Below are 16,569 nucleotides of genomic sequence, written 5' to 3' on the forward strand. Positions count from 1 at the left end.
GCCCCCGACCCCCTGGCACGATCAGCCGCATGCGCGATCAGCTGCGAGTCGATGACCCGTCCTTCCCGGTGAGCCACCGGCCTCGCCTGTTGCGGAGGCTGCGCACCCTGCCCCCAGCGGCCTTCGACCTCGGCATCGCGCTGCTGGTGCAGTTGGCCGTCACCATGCCGTTCGTCGTCCCCCGAGGTCCCGAACTGCCGCCCGCGACCTGGTCCGCCTACGCACTGACGACCCTGGCCGTGCTGCCGCTGGTGTGGCGGAGGCGGGCACCGTTCAGCGTGCTCTGCGCCGTCTCCCTCGCGCAGTTCTGCTACGAGCTGACCCTCGACGGCCCGGGGCAGCCCCTCCCGTACGCCGGCCTGGTGGCCGTCTACACCGTGGCCGCCGTCTCCCCGCGGCGCACCCGCATCGCCATGATGGCGCTCGCGGCGCCGCTGATCCCGGCCGGCGTGGCGCTCAACACGGGCGAGGCCCGGGAACTGCTGTTCAGCCTGATCGTCGTCTTCGGCGCCGGCACCCTCGGCACCCTCAGCCGCACCCGCCAGGCCTACGCCGCGGCCGCCGAGCGCAGGGCGGCCGAGCAGGCGGTGGTCCGCGAGCGGGCCAGGATCGCCCGGGAGATGCATGACGTCCTCTCCCACTCCGTCGCCCTGATGGTGGTGCAGGCCGAAGCCGGCCCGGTCGCGGTGCGCGCCGCCCCCGACCGGGCCGAGGCGGCCTTCGACGCGATCTCGGAGACCGGCCGGGAGGCGATGGTCCAGCTGCGGCGGATGCTGGGGGTGCTGCGCGAGGACGCCACGGACCAGCGGGGGCCACAGCCCGCCGTCAACGGGCTGCCCGCGCTGCTCGAGCGGGTGTCGGGCAGCGGGCTCACGGTCTCGTACGACACCACCGGCCAGGTCAGATCCCTGCCCCTGGACACCGAGGCCACGGTCTACCGTGTGGTGCAGGAAGCCCTGACCAACGTCGTCAAGCACGCCGCCGCCGAGCAGGTGGCGGTCCGGCTCGACTACGGCCGTGAGACGCTCGGCATCACCGTCACCGACGACGGCCGCGGGCCGGGCGCCAACGGCCCGGTGGGGTCCCGTTCTTCCGGCCATGGCCTGATCGGGATACGGGAGCGCGCCGCCGCACACGGCGGCACCGCCCGTACCGGGCCCGGGCCGGGCGGCCAGGGGTTCGAGGTCTTCGTGAGTCTCGGGGTGGGAAAGTGACGATCCGTGTGGTGGTGGCGGACGACCAGGAACTGGTCCGCAGCGGCTTTGTGATGATCCTCGACGCCCAGCCGGACATCGAGGTGGTCGCCGAGGCCGGGGACGGCGCGGCGGCGATCGAGGCGGTACGCCGCCACTCCCCCGATGTGGCGCTGCTCGACATCCGCATGCCCGGGACCGACGGCATCGAGGCGGCCGGAGCCATCTGCCGGGAGACCGATTGCCGGGTCATCGTCCTGACCACCTTCGACTACGACGAGTACGTGCATGACGCCCTGCACGCCGGGGCGAGCGGTTTTCTGCTCAAGGACGTCCGCCGGGACGACCTGGTCCACGCGGTCCGGGTGGTGACCGCGGGCGACTCACTCCTGGCGCCCTCGGTGGCCCGGCGCCTGGTCGCGGACTTCGTACAGCGCCCCCGGGAGACCCCCGCGCCACGGCCCGACCGGCTGGCGGTGCTCACCGCGCGGGAGCGGGAAACCCTCCAACTGCTCGGCAGGGGCCTGTCCAACGCGGAGATCGCCGCGGAGCTCGTCGTCAGCGAACACACCGTGAAGACCCATGTGAGCAATGTGCTGACCAAACTCGGACTGCGCGACCGGATCCAGGCGGTCATCTGCGCCTATGAGACCGGCTTGATCACCGCGGGTTGACCGACTCCGAGACCGGCGCGACCGCCACGGGATGACCGTCGGGTGACCGACTCCCTCACACGGGGGAGCGGCGGGCCGCCGGAGATCGCTCGCTCCGGCGATCCGCCGGAGGCGCGTGATCACCAGCATGGGAGTCGTCCCTGACACCGACCCCTTCCTGGAGCGCACCGATGAGGATCGCCGCCCGCACCGCCCTGACCGCCGCCGTCGCCCTGGCCCTCACCGGGGGCGCGGCCGCCGTCCCGGCCCTGGCGCACCCGGCACCGACCGCCACGGCGCGGGCGGCCACGACATCCACTTTCGACACCTCCACTCTCGACACCTCCACCCTCGACACCGACGCCCTGCAACGCACGATCGCCGACCTGCCGGCCGACGACGCCACCGCCGCGATCATCAGGGTCGGCGGCAGAGCCGGAAGCTGGCAGGGCGCCACCGGCGTCCGCGACCTGGCATCGGGCCGGCCGGTCCTCGCCGACGGCCGCTTCCGCGCCGGCAGCGTGACCAAGGTCCTCACGGCCGCCGTCGTCCTGCAACTCGTCGCCGAGCACAAGGTCGCCCTGAACCGCCCCGTCCAGCACTACCTCCCCGGGCTGCTCCCCGCCGACTACCCGCCGATCACCATTGCCCAGCTGCTCAACCACACCAGCGGACTGCGACCCGCCGACGGCCCCGGGAACTCCTTCGAGGCCCAGTACGCCCACCGCTTCGACACCACGACTCCACAGCAGCTGATCGCCTCCGCCACCGCCGACCCGCTGGGGCTGGAGTTCACCCCCGGCCACAAGCAGCACTACCTCAACATCAACTACACCGTGCTGGGCCTGCTCATCGAGAAGGTCACCAAGGACTCCTACGAGCACCAGGTCCAGCGGCGCATCCTGACCCCCCTCGGCATGCACGACACCTCGTACCCCGGCACCGACCCGCGCATCCCCGGCCCGCACAACCTCGGCTACCAGAGCACCCCCACCGGCCTGGTCGACGTCACCGACTGGAACGTCTCCGCGGGCTGGGCGGCGGGAGACGTCATCAGCACCGCCGCCGACCTGGAGCGCCTCACCGTGGCCCTGTTCAGCGGCCGGGTCGTCCCCAAGGCTCAGCTCCGCCACATGCTGGAGGTGCCCCGGGGCATCACCATGTACGACAGCACCGACCCCGCCTCGTACACCATGGGCCTCGCCCGCGCGGTACTCCCCGACGGCACCGTCACCTACGGCAAGACGGGCGAACGCTACGGCTACGCCACGGGGATGGGCGCCACCCTGGACGCCCAGGGCCGGATCGACCGCACCTTGGTCTACGCGGTCAACTCCACCAACGCCAAGTCGGCCTCCGGCAACCCCCGCAACCTGCCGATCGTCCTGGCCGCGCTGCAGGACTCCTGATCCCGCACACGACGAGGGCCCCGGCCGCGCAGGCCGGCCGGGGCCCTCGCTCGCCCACTGGTCGTCATCGCGCACTTCACCGCGACGGATCTTGCTGGCAGAGTGAAGCGATGGATGCAGGCATGAAGCAGGGGCAGTGCCCGGACTGCGGATCGGCCGAGGTCTTTCCCGTCGACGTCCACCGGAACCAGGGCGGCGCGATCTGGCTCTTGCTCACGGACAACTACGCGCGAAGGCGCGTCGACCTCACCACGCTTGCCTGTGGCGACTGCGGGCTCATACGCCAGTACGCGGCCGAGGACGCGAAGAGCCGCAACCATTTGGCACGAGCCCTCATCCGACCCGCGGATGACCCCCAATAGCGTCATTCGCGACTCCACCGCGGGAAACGGGCTCAGGCGACCGGGCTGTGCGTCCGGCTGCGGCTGGCCCGGGGCAGGACCGCCGACGCCGCGGCCCCCGTCCGAACGGCCCACGCCCGCCACGCCGCTTGCTCACGCCTGGCGGTAGAGACTTGCCAAGTCGATGAGTTGAACGCTCGGCGAGGTCTCAGCGGTGGCGCGTGCCTTGTCGTTGAAGCCTGCTCCGCTGAAGCACAGCAGGCGGGTGCGGGTGGTGTCGTAGCGGCCGGCCTGGGCGATGAGCTCGCGGATGCGCACGAGGCGTTCGATGTGGGCGACGCCCATGGTGTCGTTCCACTTGGCTTCGCCGATGGCCAGGAGCGGCGGCTTGGCGTGGCCGTCAGCGATGCCGACGACGGCCACGTCGACCTCGTTGCCGGTGCGGGCTTTGGGGTCGTGGACCACTCCGTGGCCGACACGGGCGGGCAGGCCGCCGAGCAGACCGGGGTCGGCATGATGCAGGGCCCAGTCGCGGCAGACCTGCTCGAAGTGGGGCCCCAGGACGTTGCTGACGAAGCGGCGGCGGCTGGCCTGCCAGACCCGGGCAGCGCTGCCGGGGCGCTCCAGCTGGTCCCATACCGGGCGCATGATGGCGTGGTAGAAGCCGATCAGGGGCTCGACGATGCGGTAGGTGGGGCGGTTGTCGCGGAAAGCGTCGGCGTCCCGGTGCAGCAGACCGGCGTCTTCGAGGACGTTGATGGGATGTGCGATGTCGGTGGCCTTGCGCTCCAGATAGCCGGCCATACCCCCGCGCGTGGCGTTGCCGTCGGCTACGGCCGCCAGGACGGACAGGTACAGGGCGGTGTCGCGAAGGTCTGGTTCCTCGGCCAGCAGGTACCGAGCCTCGCGGAAGAGGGGCGTCTCGGGGTTGAGGACCGTACGTACGACCCAGTCGTCGAAGTCCTCCAGACTGGCTGGGCTGTCGCCTCGGGCGAACTCACGCCGGTAGGCGGGGGTACCGCCGACGATCGAGTTGACCTGCAGTGCAAGACGGGGGTCCGTGATGTTCCAGAACTCGGCGGCGAGACGGTGGTCGAGGGGGCGTACGACAAGTTCCAGCCCCGCCCGGCCGCGCAGCGGCGCGTTGCCTGACAGCAGTCGGCCCATGAAGGACAGGGCCGACCCGCACAGCAGCAACCGAGTCCGAGAGCCGGTGCGCTGGTCACGCAGAGGGCGCAGCGCCTCCTGGATGATCGAGGGCAGCTCCGGATTGGCCTTGGCGAGATAGGGAAACTCGTCGATCACGACGGGGACGGGACGCTCGACGCCGAGAGCGAGCAGCGCGTCGACCGCCTCCGACCAGTCGGCGAAGTGGAACGGGCTGGCAGGGCGGACATGGGCGGTCAGTGCGCTGCTGATCCGCCGTAGCGACTCGGCGTCGGCGGCTTCGGTCGCACCGAAATAGAACCCGCCGGCGGCACGGCAGGCGGCGTCAAGCAGGAACGTCTTGCCCTGGCGGCGACGTCCGGAGACCACTCCGAGAGTCGCGCCCGGCTGAGGATCCGTGATGAACCGGCTCAGTGCTGACCACTCATAGTCCCGATCGAACATCTCGGCAGGCTTGTCCACGGCTCGCCTCGCCCCAAAATATAGAAGTACAGTTCACTAAAGTGTACCGCTAGTTCTGAACGGGGTCGTCTGGGAGCACTGAGATCCGGATCCTCTTCGCATTCGACCTGGTGCACCGGGCGGTGCTGCAGGTGGCCGGCGACAAAGCCGGGAACTGGCAGGGTTGGTACGACGCCAACATCCCGATTGCCGAGAAGCGCTATCAGGCACATCTGGCCGATCTTGAAACCAGGGAGTATGAATGAGCACGGTCAGCTGGGAGGAGACCAAGCGCAAGGCACGCGAGCGGCGTGAGGCCGCTGGGCTGCCAGTGCGTTCGGCGCAGGAGAAGCAGACCGCAATGGACCGGCTGACCGCAGAAGTGCGCGCTCACAAGCTCGCAGAGGTCCGGCGTGAGCAGGCACTGACTCAGCGCCAAGTTGCCACAACAATGGGAGTCTCAACACCTCGCGTCTCGGCGATCGAGCACGGCGAACTGGACCGCGCCGAGCTGGCCACAATCCGCTCTTATGTTGAAGCGCTGGGCGGTCGGCTGCGTGTGGTCGCGGACTTCGGGGATGCCGAGTACACCGTCGCCTGAGTACGGGGGCGCGAGACGACTTCGGTACCACGGGCATGTAGCGGGCGCGAGACGCTTAGCGCGGTCTAGACATGCCAGGAGGAGCAGGAGCCGGAGCGGCAGGAGGTGGGGGTGCCATGGAAGGGCAACGGGTACGTCTTCGCGTGGCCGACTGGCTGCCACACCGCCGGGACCGTCCTGGTGGGACTCCCCGATGTGATTGCGTGCGCGATCACGGCGTGGGAGCCGGTTCCGAGCACGGGCGCCAGGGCCTCGCAGACTCCAACCGAGACGGAAACTGAGACGGAAGATCACGAAGGGCCCGACCGCTGAGCGGTCGGGCCCTTCGTTCGCCCTGGTAGGGCGGGTGCGGAGGATACGAGATTCGAACTCGTGAGGGGTTGCCCCCAACACGCTTTCCAACTGTCCGTGTGGTCGTCCGGGGGCGTTCGTGGAGGTTCGCGTGGCAGGTCAAGCGGGGTGAGCGTACGGCGATGAACGGTGGCGTTCGTCGGTGGACTGGACAAAGACCAGGACAACGAGTCGCGCGCAGGCAAGGTTGAGCCGGCAGATTTACAGCGGGCTCCGCGCATCACCTGTGGCCTGCAGTTGTGCGTGCAGTTGAGGTTGTCGGGGGACGCCTGGGGGACGTCCACTCATCGAGCGAGCGCAGCAGGCCGTCTGCGGACTTTCTGCAGTGCAGGAGGTGGGATCTCGACCTTCCGCTCCGGCTCAGCCAGCTCTGTCGCCCTGACAGTCGTGTGGCAGTCACAAGTCCATGCGTCCACGGCCCGGACGGATGCCACGGCGCATGGAGCGCACCGACCCGGGCGCCGTCCTGTTCGGGAAACGCCCCGAGTGCCTGGTGTGCCCCAAGTGCGCCTGTGTGTCAGTAGGTTGCCCTAAAGTCGGGTCCGTGGATGACTTCTTCGACGTCTTTGCAGCTCAGGCTCAGCGCAAGGGTCTGGAGCAGACGGTGCTCAAGTTCCAGAATCGGTTCGACCCGGACGAGATCGAGGGCTACGTCCGGGAGTTCCAAAGGCGTGCGGAATCGGTCCGGGTGGGTTACCCGCCGAAGATCCTTGCCGCGCCAGGGATGAAGCCCTGGTATCCGGGGCCGTTGGCGGACGATCCCTATTGGGTGCCGTACGCCGAGTTTCTGCGACAGGACGGCTGGCCCACGGATCGCCTGGAGGTGCTGGACGAGGCCTCCTCGAAGATCATCGCGTACACCAACGACCCCTCGCACGGGACGTTCTTGACGAAGGGCCTGGTCGTCGGGCACGTGCAGTCGGGCAAGACGACGAACTACACGGCGGTGATCGCGAAGGCGGCCGACGTGGGATACCGGTTGATCATCGTGCTGTCCGGCATTCACAACGGGTTGCGCCGGCAGACCCAGGAGCGGTTGGCCGAGCAGCTGTTGGCCCGCAAGGACGACGGGTGGTTCACCCTGACGTCCGCAGAGGCGGACTTCGAGGAGCAGAACTCCAAGGCGGCCGCGTATCTGCATCAAAGCGGCACCGGGGTGACCCTGTGCGTGGTGAAGAAGAACCACAAACGGCTGCAGCGGTTGATCGAGTGGCTCAGGCCTGCGGTCAAGGCCGGGACGTTCGCCGACCTGCCGGTGCTGATTATCGACGACGAGGCCGACCAGGCGAGCGTGGACACCCCCATCATCAATCCGCAGATCCGCCAGTTGCTCGACCTGTTCGACAAGCGGACCTACCTCGGCTACACCGCCACCCCCTTCGCCAACGTCCTCATCGACCCCTCGGCCGGTGATCTGTACCCGGAGACGTTCATCCTCAGCCTGCCCCAGCCGGACGGGTACTTCGGCGCCGAGAAGATCTTCGGCCGGGAGGCGGTGGAGGGCGAGGCGACGGGCAGTGATCTCGACGGCCACGACATGATCCGCATCGTTCCCGCCGCCACGGTCGACCGGCTGCGGCCGCGCCGGCGAGCAGACACCGTTGGCTTCGTCCCGACCATGACCGACGAACTGACCGCAGCGGTGCACTACTTCTGGCTGGCGACCGCGGCCCGCCGCTGCCGCGGGGACCACGAGCACTCCACCATGCTCGTGCATCCCAGCATGCAGACGGTGGTGCACGAGGCCTACCGGGAGCCGCTGGAGCGGATGCGCCAGGCCATGGTCGACGCCTTGGAGCAGGACGACGAGGAGGTGGTGGGACGGCTGCGCCGGCAGTGGGAGGAGGAGAGCCGCAAGGTTCCCGCCGCTCAGTTCGGCAATCGTTTCGTCCCCTTCGGGGATCTGCGCGAGCACCTGCCCGGCATCGTGGCGCAGACCGATGTGGTCCTCGACAACCACCGCAGCCGCGACCGGTTGGACTACTCCCGGCCCGAGCCGGTGGTGGCGATTGCGGTGGGTGGCAACACCCTCTCGCGGGGCTTGACGCTCGAGGGGCTGGTGGTGAGCTTCTTCGTCCGTTCGGCCCGCACCTACGACACGCTGCTGCAGATGGGCAGATGGTTCGGGTTCCGTCCCGGCTACGAGGACCTGCCCCGGATCTGGATGACGCAGCAGCTCAAGGAGTACTTCCGGCACCTGGCGACGGTCGAGCACGAAATCCGCCTGGACATCAGGCGTTATGAGGAGGACGATATCCCGCCCGGCGAGGTGGGGGTGCGCATCCGCACGCATCCGGTGCTGAACGTGACGGCAAAGATGGGGCGGGCCCGGACGGCGTACGCCTCCTACGGCGGCCGCCGGGTGCAGACCCGCTACTTCCCCGAGGACGAGCGGGAGTGGCTGGCTGGCAACCTGCGCGCGGCTCGTACCCTGGTCGGCGACGCGCTGCGCGACGGCGCGGCACTGGACGACCGCGGCACCGGGGAGGTGCTTTTGCGCGACGTGGACGTGCGTCACGTCCTGCACTTCCTGGAGAGCTATCGGGTGCACGAGGACTCGCCGGACCTCGAGCCGCGTCTGATCCGCGCCTACATTGAGACCGAGAACCGGCGTTCGCCGCAGAGCCTGCTCAGTTGGACCGTCGCGGTCATGGGCGGCCCCGCCGCAGACGCCCGGCACGTGGTGGAGTTCGACGAGCGGGTGCGGGTCGGCACCGTCAACCGGTCCAAATTGAAGGACAGCGGCGGTGCGAAGGCCGACATCAAGACGCTGATGACGAAGGAGCACCGGGTCGTCGACATGGACGTGCCCGCGGCCGAGGCACGGCGCCGGTTCGAGGAGGGCCTGGTGGCGCTGCGCAACGACCACCCGGATTTCCAGGATCGGGGTCTGCTGCTTCTGTATCCGATCGCCAAGGACTCCCCGCCCGACGAGGCCAACCGGGACACCCGTCGGCCGCTTCAGGCCGTCGAGCACGTCGTCGGCGCCGCCTTCGTCTTCCCCGGCAACTCCAAGGACAAGGTCGCCAACCGGTACGTGCAGGTGGGCGTCGACCACCAGGCGGTCGACGACGCGGAGTACGACGACCAGGCCAACGCCCTCGACGATGAGGCGGACGACGCATGAGCGGCGCGGACACCGACTGGCGGCGCGAGCTGCGGTTCACCTGGCCGGTGGTGGGGGCGAGGCGGATTGCCGGCGAGCACATAACGATGGCGCCGATCGGCCTGGCCGTGACGGCGGGCGAGGTGCAGGTGGGGCTGGACGCGCGGGGGGATCGCCATCTGCTGCTGCCCGTCGCCCGCCTGGAGGAGGTCCACGAGGACCTGCGCTCGGCGCACGTGCGGCTCAAGCGGGAGAGTCTGCGGGTCGAGGGCCGGGTGCAGCACTACGCGGACCTGGTATGCCACCGCACGGACCTGGGCGACCTCTTCGACGACGTGGTCAGCGAGGTCCTGCAGCGCCTGGCCGAGGACGGCGGCGCTCCCGCGCACACCTGCTGGCAGACCCTTGACGCCTGGCGGGAGATGTTCCAGGGCCGCGGAGGGCGGCTGGCGACTTCCGAACAGCGCGGTCTGTTCGGAGAGTTGACCGTGCTGGAGCACGTCCTGCACGGCGATGCGTTCCTGCGGCCCACCCAGATCTGGACCGGGCCCGACCGGGTGCCCCACGACTTCCGCCTGCCCGGCACCTGGGATGTGGAGGTCAAGACGCTGGGTCGGGGCGGCTCCACCGTGGAGATCCACGGTCTGGACCAGCTGGCCCTGCCGCCCGGCGGCCGGTTGACGCTGGTCCTGGTCCGCCTGGTCGAGGACACGTCCGGCACGTCGCTGCCCGAGCTCGCCGAGCGTGTGGTGGCCGCGGCCGCCGACTCCCGCGGCGTGATCGAGCAGTTGGCTAAGGCCGGATACAGCACAGCGGACGCGGATCTGTACGCCGGCGCGCGCTACGGCCAGCCTCGGCTGCTCGGGCTCGCCGTCGACGCTGGCTTCCCCGCCCTGACACCGGCCGACCTGCGCGGTCCCCTGCCGCCCGGCATCGACGCCGTCCGCTACACCCTGGACGTGGCCGACCGACTGCCCGACGCCCTCGACCACGAACAGGTTGTGGCCCGGCTCGAGGGACGGTCGACGCCATGAATGCTCCCGTGTGGTGGGCCCAACCCTCCGCCCCTGAGGGTGCCTCCGACGCGGAGGGCATCCGCAAACAGCTCGGCCGCCCCGACCTGGACCCCCTGCAAGTCCTGGTGCGGGAGGCCGCGCAAAACACCTGGGATGCCCGCCTAGGCACCGGGGAGGTCGGTTTCGATCTCGCACTCGCCCGACCGGGCGAGACCGGCCTGGCGCCCTGGATCGATGCCCTGTTGCCGGTGTTCGGCGACGACACGTCGCTGGGCCTGGCCGCAGTGCTGCACGACCCCGACACCGTGCTGCTGACCGTCAGCGACCGCGGCACCGGCGGTCTGGGCGGACCGCTGCGCGGCGACCGCGTCCACCACGGCAGCACGGACTTCGTGGGACTGGTCCGCGACATCGGCCGCACTAACCGCCGTGCGCACAGCGGAGGGACGTACGGATTCGGCAAGGGCGTGCTGTTCACCACCAGCGCGGCCGGCACCGTCCTGGTGCGCACCCGATGCCGGTGGCAGGACCGCGTGCAGACTCGCCTGATCGCCGCCGCGCTGGGAACCGGCTTCGACCACGCCGAGCGCCGTTACACCGGCCGCCACTGGTGGGGACGCATCGCCGGGGACAACATCCCCGACCCGCTGCTGGACGAGGACGCCGACTCCGTAGCCGACGCCCTGGGCCTGCCGGCGCGCGCTGGCGACGAACTGGGCACCGACATCGTGATCGTGGGCGCCCGGTTCGGCTCGAGCGCCCCCGTGGAGGCTGACGAACCCGAGCGCCCCCGCACGATGGAGGAAGCCGCCCAATTCCTCGGCTCCGCCATGCTCTGGGAACTGTGGCCCGTAATGATCGACAACGCCCCGGGCGCCGCGCGCATGCGCTGCCGCGTCAGCGTCGATGGCCGGCCGCTGGACCTGCCCGACCCGGACCAAGTCCCCCGGCTGCAGCCGTTCATCCGCGCCCATCGCAGCGCCCACACCGACGGGCGTCACGTGCGCAGCAGGAATCCCGCCGTCGACCTCGGCCGCTTCGCCCTCGAGGCGTTCATGACACCGGTGCGCCCGCACTGGACGGACGTAGCCGCCCCATCCGAGGGGCCCATGCACCACTGCGCCCTGATGCGGCAGGCGGGCCTCGTGGTGCACTACCGACCGGGCCCCCAACTCCCGGACAGCGATGTCTCCTACGGCGCGGTCTTCCGCACCGCGGTGGGGGTGGACGACGCCTTCGCTGCCGCCGAACCGCCCACCCACGACGCCTGGGTGCCCAAGAACATGCCCGACTCCGACGCCAGGAAGCTGGTGCGCTCGGCGTTGCGCACGATCGACAACCGCATGCGCGAGTACGCCCTCGCCGAACCCGAACGGGTGTCGGCCGCTGGCCCCCAACCGCCGTTGGGAGCCCTGTCCCACCGCTTCGCTTCCCTGGTGCCCACCGGCAGCGGCCAGGGCGCCGACCATCCGCCCCCCGCCCCAGTGCGGCCAGGGGGCGGGGGAACGGGCAGCCTACTGCGTACCCTCGCCCCGCCCCGACTCGTCGAGATCGACGGCGCCTTCTACGTCATCACCGATATCAGCGTCGCCTCGGCCGCCGCCCCCATCCGCGTCCTGGCGATGGCTTCAGTGGCCCTGGACCACGGCAGCGAGAACGATCCACCGGCCGGCGCGATCGGCCCGGAGGTGGTGGGCTTCCGCAGCTCCGACGCGGCGGAGATACGCGAGGGCGACGTTTTGACCCTCACCGTTGCCGACCGACGCGACTGGGTGGTGGTGGTGCGCCCCGTCGCGGGCGCCGCAACACGAGTCCGCGTCAGCGCCCACCTCGTGCAGGAAGGAGCCCGCTGATGGCACACGACGTCATGCCGTTCCTGCAGCCCGCCCCCCAGGTCCTGACGTGCGGCCCCTGGCAGATCGACGACGCCGAGGGCACCCGAGAGCTGCCCGCGCTGCTGCCGGACTGGGACCCCCAGGCCGACCTCACCCTTTCCCGTCATGTCACCGTCGACCACCCTCGGGCGCTGGCCGACTGCAGGTTGCCCGCCGACACCCCGCTTGCCCTGGTCGTCGACTGGCACTCTTCAGCCGCGCACTACACGGGATCGGCGTTCCGCCGCCTCGTGGTCGACGCGACGAACCTGACCGTGCAGATCAAACTGTCGGGCACCGACCTCGGCGGCACCCTCGTGATCCACACACGCCTGGTGCTCGCCGACGACGTCCCCCGCCCCGAGGCGGCGCCCCCCTTCACCCCCCGCCACGCCGGGGAGATCCTGTGCGAGCAGAGCGCAGAAGTCCGCCTGGAGGGCGGCGCCTCCCGCTTCCCGATCTCTGTGATCGACTTCGCGCTGCACGGCTTCGACGAGGACGCCCGATGGGCGCTGGGCCTGCCCGACGACCCCGCCGTCCCCGTCACCGGCGGCATCCGCCTCTACCTCAACCGGACCGACACCGAACTGGTCACCGCCGCCACCCGGGCAGCAGCCCCCACCTCAATGCAGCGCCGTCTGCTCGAGACGATGTACGACGACATCGCCCGCCAACTGGTGGAAGCTTGCCTGCGCCCCGCCTGGCGCGACGCCGTCACCGACGCGGCTGACGAACCTGGCAGCCTGGCCGAAAGCCTGACGGTATTGGTCTCCAATCTGTTCCACGGCGCGTCACTGCAAACCGTGGCTACCTGGCGCGAGGCCGAACCCTCCGTTTTCGCCGCTGCCCTGCAGGGCGCCCTGCGCCGCCAGCATCAAATGCGCCGGGAGACGCCATGAGCCTGCTGTATCCACGGATCACCCCCGCCGAGGCCACGACGCTCCTGGCCCACTACACGACTCTGACCCCACAGGACATCAAGAACCACGTCGGCCACTCCCCCACCGCCTTCTACGGCACCACCGGCGGCACCCCCGTTACCCCAGCCCACCTTGACCATCTCGCCGACACCCTGCGCGACTGTGCACAGCGCGCCGGTCAGCCGACCCCGCCCGCTGACCACAACAAGATCCTCTTCGACCGCGCTGCGGCTAAAGCCCTGCACACCACGATGGACATCACCCCCGCCGAGGCTGGCCAAGGCGACATGTGGACCTACCTCGCCACCTGCCTCGTCCCCGACGTCACCGCCTGGCGCTTCGGTACCCGCACCCCCGAACGCTGGATCGGCACCGGCCTGGTCCGTCACACCCTCGCCCGCCTGTGGTGGCAGGCCCATGCCCTCGCCGAGACCCGCGACGGCGCCACCCACTACGACCTGCTCGACCGTCTCACCGAGTCCGACCTCAACCAGATCTTCGAACGCCGCACCATCGGCGGCACACCACCCCTCGCCCGCGCCCTCGCCCGCGAACTGACCGCCCCCCACCTCACCACCCTGCCTGTCCCCCGCCGCGCCGTCGTCCGCGACACCACGAAACGCCTACGCCGCCTCCTGCCCTACACCTCCTTCACCTCCCTCGACGAAACCGTCATCCAAACCAGAATCCACACCCTTGTCGCCCAATCCATCCAGGCCCTCCAACACGCCAGCACCCACCCCTGAACCCACCCGCCAACAACCACTGCCGCATCGGCTGCAATCCTCAGAACTGTAGGGAGCCTGTCGGCAGACTTACTGTGGGCTCCGTCGACCACCTGCGACCTGCGACGTACGGTGTGCCGCCCGCTGCCGGGGGACACCTGGGGAAGGCAGTCGCTCGCCGACCGCCTCACAGTCCGGTTCGATGGATGTAGGAGATGACAGTCAAGGTCTCCTCCTCGATGGTCCACGGCGAGGTGCAGTGGAGGATTCCACCGGTCGCGGTCACAGGTTCAACGGTGCGATCCAGTTCGATGGAGTGGACGATCACAAGAGCGTTGTCCGGCGCGAACCTGCGTTGCCATTCGACCTCGGCCCGCGTCAGGATGATCTGGCTGCCGTCGGACGTGGTCCCCTTCACCTCTACGTGGAGCTTCTCGCCCCCTCGCGTCAGGTGCAGGTCGTACGGCTTGCTGGCGCCGACGTCCTTCACGGTCCATCCCTGGGCCTCGAAGTGCTCCGTGGCGAGTAGGACACTGCGCTTCTCGATGGCCCTGCGCTCGGTTGCGGTCAGGAGGAATCCTTGACCGCCCTTGCGGGCGCTCCTGCGGTTCGCGGTGGTTGCCGCGCTCTGGGTTGCCTCTCGGACCTCGACCGGCAGGTCGCCGGGAACGTGGGTCGCGTCGTCCGCGGCCTTGTAGAGACGCCCCAAGAGCCGCGCCATGAAGAGCAGATCTTCGCTCAGGGCGCCCGAGTTGGGGATGGCGTCCCTCTGGTACTCGATGGCCACGACGTTGCCCGGCTCGTAGCCTTTGCCGAGCTTCGTGCGCGCGTTGAGGCGGATCTCTGTCAGCAAGTCGCAGCGCTTGGCGGCGACTTGCTCGATGAGGGGGCGGGCCCAGTCGATGCGCTTCTTCAGGGCGGCAGGCTCGCGGGGCTTGAGCTCGCCGGCGATCCACTCGGTCGTGCCCTGCATGAGCGACAGGTAGACGCGTTCACCGTCGCCGCTGAACAGATAGGCGATGTACCAGCCGTCGGTTGCGCTCGGGGTTCTGCTCTTCGAGTAGACGCGGGTCCATACGACTTCAGCCCTCTGCCCGGCCCCGTCCTTGCCCTCCACCCCTACATCGTCGAGGGGTATCTCCATGGCTGCGGCGAGAGCCTTGGCATGCTCACGCAGCCAATCGCGGATCTCGGTACGAACGACGAAGCCACGGCGCTGCATCTCTTCGTTGTTCTTCGCCTGCCACACCTTCTGAAGGCCGAGCACCTCACTCAAGAGTTCATCCACGCCCGAACAGTAGCTACGGACACTGACATTGGGCTGCGCAAGTTGGCCTGAGACGTACTGCGATCCCGGCCGGGTGGGCAGGCCTGCCTATGTCGCAGCGCGCTGCCAGCGCTGCTCGGCGTTTCCAGCCGGACGCCTTGGGGTGGCACAGGCGACAACGCGGCGCTCTTCGTGAGGCTTGCTGGCCTAGCCCGTAGGTCTGCTAGGCCGTCGTGCTGCCGAGACGCCTGAGTGGGCAGCTACGAGGTGAAATCGAGCCCAAAGCGGTTCGGCCCGTCGATCTCTCGGTTATCGGGAAGGTCGGGCGCTAGACCGGGTTCAAGATGCAGCTCATCCTCACGAGCGCGCGCCCAGAACTGGCCGTCCAGTGAGAACTTCGGTCGCGCATCGTCAGATGAGACGGGAACGAGGCGGGTGGAGATCCATTCACCCTTGATCGGTACCGGCAGTTCGAGCGCGCGGGCAACGTGGGGGTGTGATCCTTGGTGACCCAGCACGACGATGCCCTGCCGACGCAGCTTTATCCGTGCGTCGCGGGCTCGCTTCGGCGAGTCATCCTGCTGGGCGACGGTCAACACGGTCTGTCGGCCAATGATCCGGTCCGGCACCTCGCGGAATAGCTGGTTCACCCGCTGCTGTCCCGATGAGGCTCGGCCCGGCAGTGATGCAGTGAGAATGCGCTTGCGTGTTTCGGCTTCCAGATGGAGCAGCAGGTTCGTCGGCAGATCTGTCTGGAGCCCACCCCAGAGCCAGTACACCTCAGACTTGGCGCCGTAGTCGAGCTTGCGCTTGTTGTCTCGGTTGTAGGCGCGGACGCGGTTGCCGTTAGCATCCCGCTCCTGCTTCCAGCGCAAGCGCTCATCGGTGATCCGCACTATGCCTGCGGCCCACTGGCTCGTGTCGTCGTTCATCCAGGTCAGCACTGCAACATGGTTGGCACGACCACCACGCTCGCCGTGGTCAGCGCACAGATACATCTCCATCGGGATCTCCCAGCCGCCGAGATCCTTGGAAAACTTGCAGTCGATGTCGAGGCCGGCGATGGACCAGTCGAGGTCTGCGCCGTTGTCGATTTCGAACTCCTTGGTGAGGTTCACCTCGACAGCTGTGCCTAGATACGTCTTCTCGGTCTTCGTCAGGTGCTGGTACGCCCAGCGCCCGGTCCGCGGACCATCGAGCAATTCGTCGAGGGAGTCACGGAGTGCCCATCGGAAGCGCTCTCGCGCCTCCGGCTGGTTGTCGAACCACTCCACGAACGGGGCAAGGTCATCAGGGACGTGCTGCCTAAGACCGGACTGGATCCGCCACTCGCGCGGCACCTTGCCCATGGCCTCGCGCGGGGGATCCCAGGTGCGGAACCTATTGCGGCGCGAGTACTTCGCCGCCAACGCTCGCGACTCCTGCACGCCAGCCTGAGCAGCATCCTGCGGGAACGGCAGACCCTCTTGTATCGTCACGCGCTGAAGTCTGGCAGCAGGCACTCA

General features: G+C 69.1%; 14 protein-coding genes. 11 read left to right on the top strand and 3 right to left on the bottom strand.

Features of this window, described 5'->3' with window-relative positions; all coding sequences use genetic code 11:
• Positions 1–29: 29 nt before the first annotated feature.
• From ACWY4P_RS27390 to ACWY4P_RS27405, 4 genes are all read left to right on the top strand, one after another.
• Positions 30–1,214: a sensor histidine kinase gene (locus ACWY4P_RS27390; RefSeq protein WP_456202996.1), complete on the top strand. Its 1,185-nt coding sequence runs from the start codon at positions 30–32 to the stop codon at positions 1,212–1,214.
• Positions 1,211–1,867 (top strand): response regulator, encoded by a 657-nt coding sequence (locus tag ACWY4P_RS27395; RefSeq protein WP_456202997.1) that lies wholly within the window; start codon positions 1,211–1,213, stop codon positions 1,865–1,867. Before ACWY4P_RS27390 ends, ACWY4P_RS27395 begins: the two co-directional genes overlap by 4 nt.
• 170 nt (positions 1,868–2,037) lie before the next feature.
• Entirely contained in the window at positions 2,038–3,255 is a 1,218-nt protein-coding gene (locus ACWY4P_RS27400) for a serine hydrolase domain-containing protein (protein ID WP_456202998.1), read from the top strand.
• Positions 3,256–3,365: 110 nt separating this feature from the next.
• The gene (locus tag ACWY4P_RS27405) at positions 3,366–3,617 is read left to right on the top strand and encodes a hypothetical protein (protein WP_456202999.1); all 252 of its coding nucleotides are present in this window, start codon (positions 3,366–3,368) and stop codon (positions 3,615–3,617) included.
• A gap of 132 nt (positions 3,618–3,749) precedes the next feature.
• Here ACWY4P_RS27405 and ACWY4P_RS27410 read toward each other — a convergent pair whose 3' ends face one another.
• Positions 3,750–5,225, bottom strand: coding sequence for an AAA family ATPase (locus ACWY4P_RS27410; protein ID WP_456203000.1), 1,476 nt, complete (start codon positions 5,223–5,225; stop codon positions 3,750–3,752).
• Between the two features lie 122 nt (positions 5,226–5,347).
• Here ACWY4P_RS27410 and ACWY4P_RS27415 point away from each other — a divergent pair, with 122 nt between their 5' ends.
• The 7 genes from ACWY4P_RS27415 to ACWY4P_RS27445 all read left to right on the top strand — a co-directional run bounded on the left by ACWY4P_RS27415 (position 5,348) and on the right by ACWY4P_RS27445 (position 13,818).
• On the top strand, positions 5,348–5,470 hold the full coding sequence (locus ACWY4P_RS27415) for a hypothetical protein (protein WP_456203001.1): 123 nt from the start codon (positions 5,348–5,350) through the stop codon (positions 5,468–5,470).
• Positions 5,467–5,805, top strand: a complete 339-nt coding sequence (locus tag ACWY4P_RS27420) for an XRE family transcriptional regulator (RefSeq protein ID WP_456203002.1) — start codon at positions 5,467–5,469, stop codon at positions 5,803–5,805. Before ACWY4P_RS27415 ends, ACWY4P_RS27420 begins: the two co-directional genes overlap by 4 nt.
• Before the next feature lie 895 nt (positions 5,806–6,700).
• Positions 6,701–9,283 carry a Z1 domain-containing protein gene (locus ACWY4P_RS27425; protein WP_456203003.1) on the top strand — a complete coding sequence of 861 codons (2,583 nt, stop codon included), beginning with the start codon at positions 6,701–6,703 and terminating at the stop codon, positions 9,281–9,283.
• Entirely contained in the window at positions 9,280–10,296 is a 1,017-nt protein-coding gene (locus ACWY4P_RS27430) for a PD-(D/E)XK motif protein (protein WP_456203004.1), read from the top strand. Before ACWY4P_RS27425 ends, ACWY4P_RS27430 begins: the two co-directional genes overlap by 4 nt.
• Positions 10,293–12,131, top strand: coding sequence for a hypothetical protein (locus ACWY4P_RS27435; RefSeq protein WP_456203005.1), 1,839 nt, complete (start codon positions 10,293–10,295; stop codon positions 12,129–12,131). The genes ACWY4P_RS27430 and ACWY4P_RS27435 overlap by 4 nt, the downstream gene beginning before the upstream one ends.
• Positions 12,131–13,051 carry a hypothetical protein gene (locus ACWY4P_RS27440; protein WP_456203006.1) on the top strand — a complete coding sequence of 307 codons (921 nt, stop codon included), beginning with the start codon at positions 12,131–12,133 and terminating at the stop codon, positions 13,049–13,051. The genes ACWY4P_RS27435 and ACWY4P_RS27440 overlap by 1 nt, the downstream gene beginning before the upstream one ends.
• Positions 13,048–13,818, top strand: coding sequence for a DUF6339 family protein (locus ACWY4P_RS27445; RefSeq protein WP_456203007.1), 771 nt, complete (start codon positions 13,048–13,050; stop codon positions 13,816–13,818). Before ACWY4P_RS27440 ends, ACWY4P_RS27445 begins: the two co-directional genes overlap by 4 nt.
• 166 nt (positions 13,819–13,984) lie before the next feature.
• On the opposite strand, the gene ACWY4P_RS27450 is transcribed toward ACWY4P_RS27445, so the two are convergent.
• Positions 13,985–15,085, bottom strand: a complete 1,101-nt coding sequence (locus ACWY4P_RS27450; protein WP_456203008.1) for an MrcB family domain-containing protein — start codon at positions 15,083–15,085, stop codon at positions 13,985–13,987.
• Between the two features lie 239 nt (positions 15,086–15,324).
• On the bottom strand, positions 15,325–16,542 hold the full coding sequence (locus ACWY4P_RS27455) for a NaeI family type II restriction endonuclease (protein WP_456203009.1): 1,218 nt from the start codon (positions 16,540–16,542) through the stop codon (positions 15,325–15,327).
• Between the last annotated feature and the right edge of the window lie 27 nt (positions 16,543–16,569).

It is taken from the genome of Streptomyces sp. LZ34, assembly GCF_053890475.1.

Coding starts and splice junctions, on each gene's coding strand:
- ACWY4P_RS27390 (WP_456202996.1), top strand. CDS start 30: ATGCGCGATCAGCTGCGAGTCGATGACCCGTCCTTCCCGGTGAGCCAC.
- ACWY4P_RS27400 (WP_456202998.1), top strand. CDS start 2,038: ATGAGGATCGCCGCCCGCACCGCCCTGACCGCCGCCGTCGCCCTGGCC.
- ACWY4P_RS27420 (WP_456203002.1), top strand. CDS start 5,467: ATGAGCACGGTCAGCTGGGAGGAGACCAAGCGCAAGGCACGCGAGCGG.
- ACWY4P_RS27435 (WP_456203005.1), top strand. CDS start 10,293: ATGAATGCTCCCGTGTGGTGGGCCCAACCCTCCGCCCCTGAGGGTGCC.
- ACWY4P_RS27445 (WP_456203007.1), top strand. CDS start 13,048: ATGAGCCTGCTGTATCCACGGATCACCCCCGCCGAGGCCACGACGCTC.
- ACWY4P_RS27430 (WP_456203004.1), top strand. CDS start 9,280: ATGAGCGGCGCGGACACCGACTGGCGGCGCGAGCTGCGGTTCACCTGG.
- ACWY4P_RS27405 (WP_456202999.1), top strand. CDS start 3,366: ATGGATGCAGGCATGAAGCAGGGGCAGTGCCCGGACTGCGGATCGGCC.
- ACWY4P_RS27440 (WP_456203006.1), top strand. CDS start 12,131: ATGGCACACGACGTCATGCCGTTCCTGCAGCCCGCCCCCCAGGTCCTG.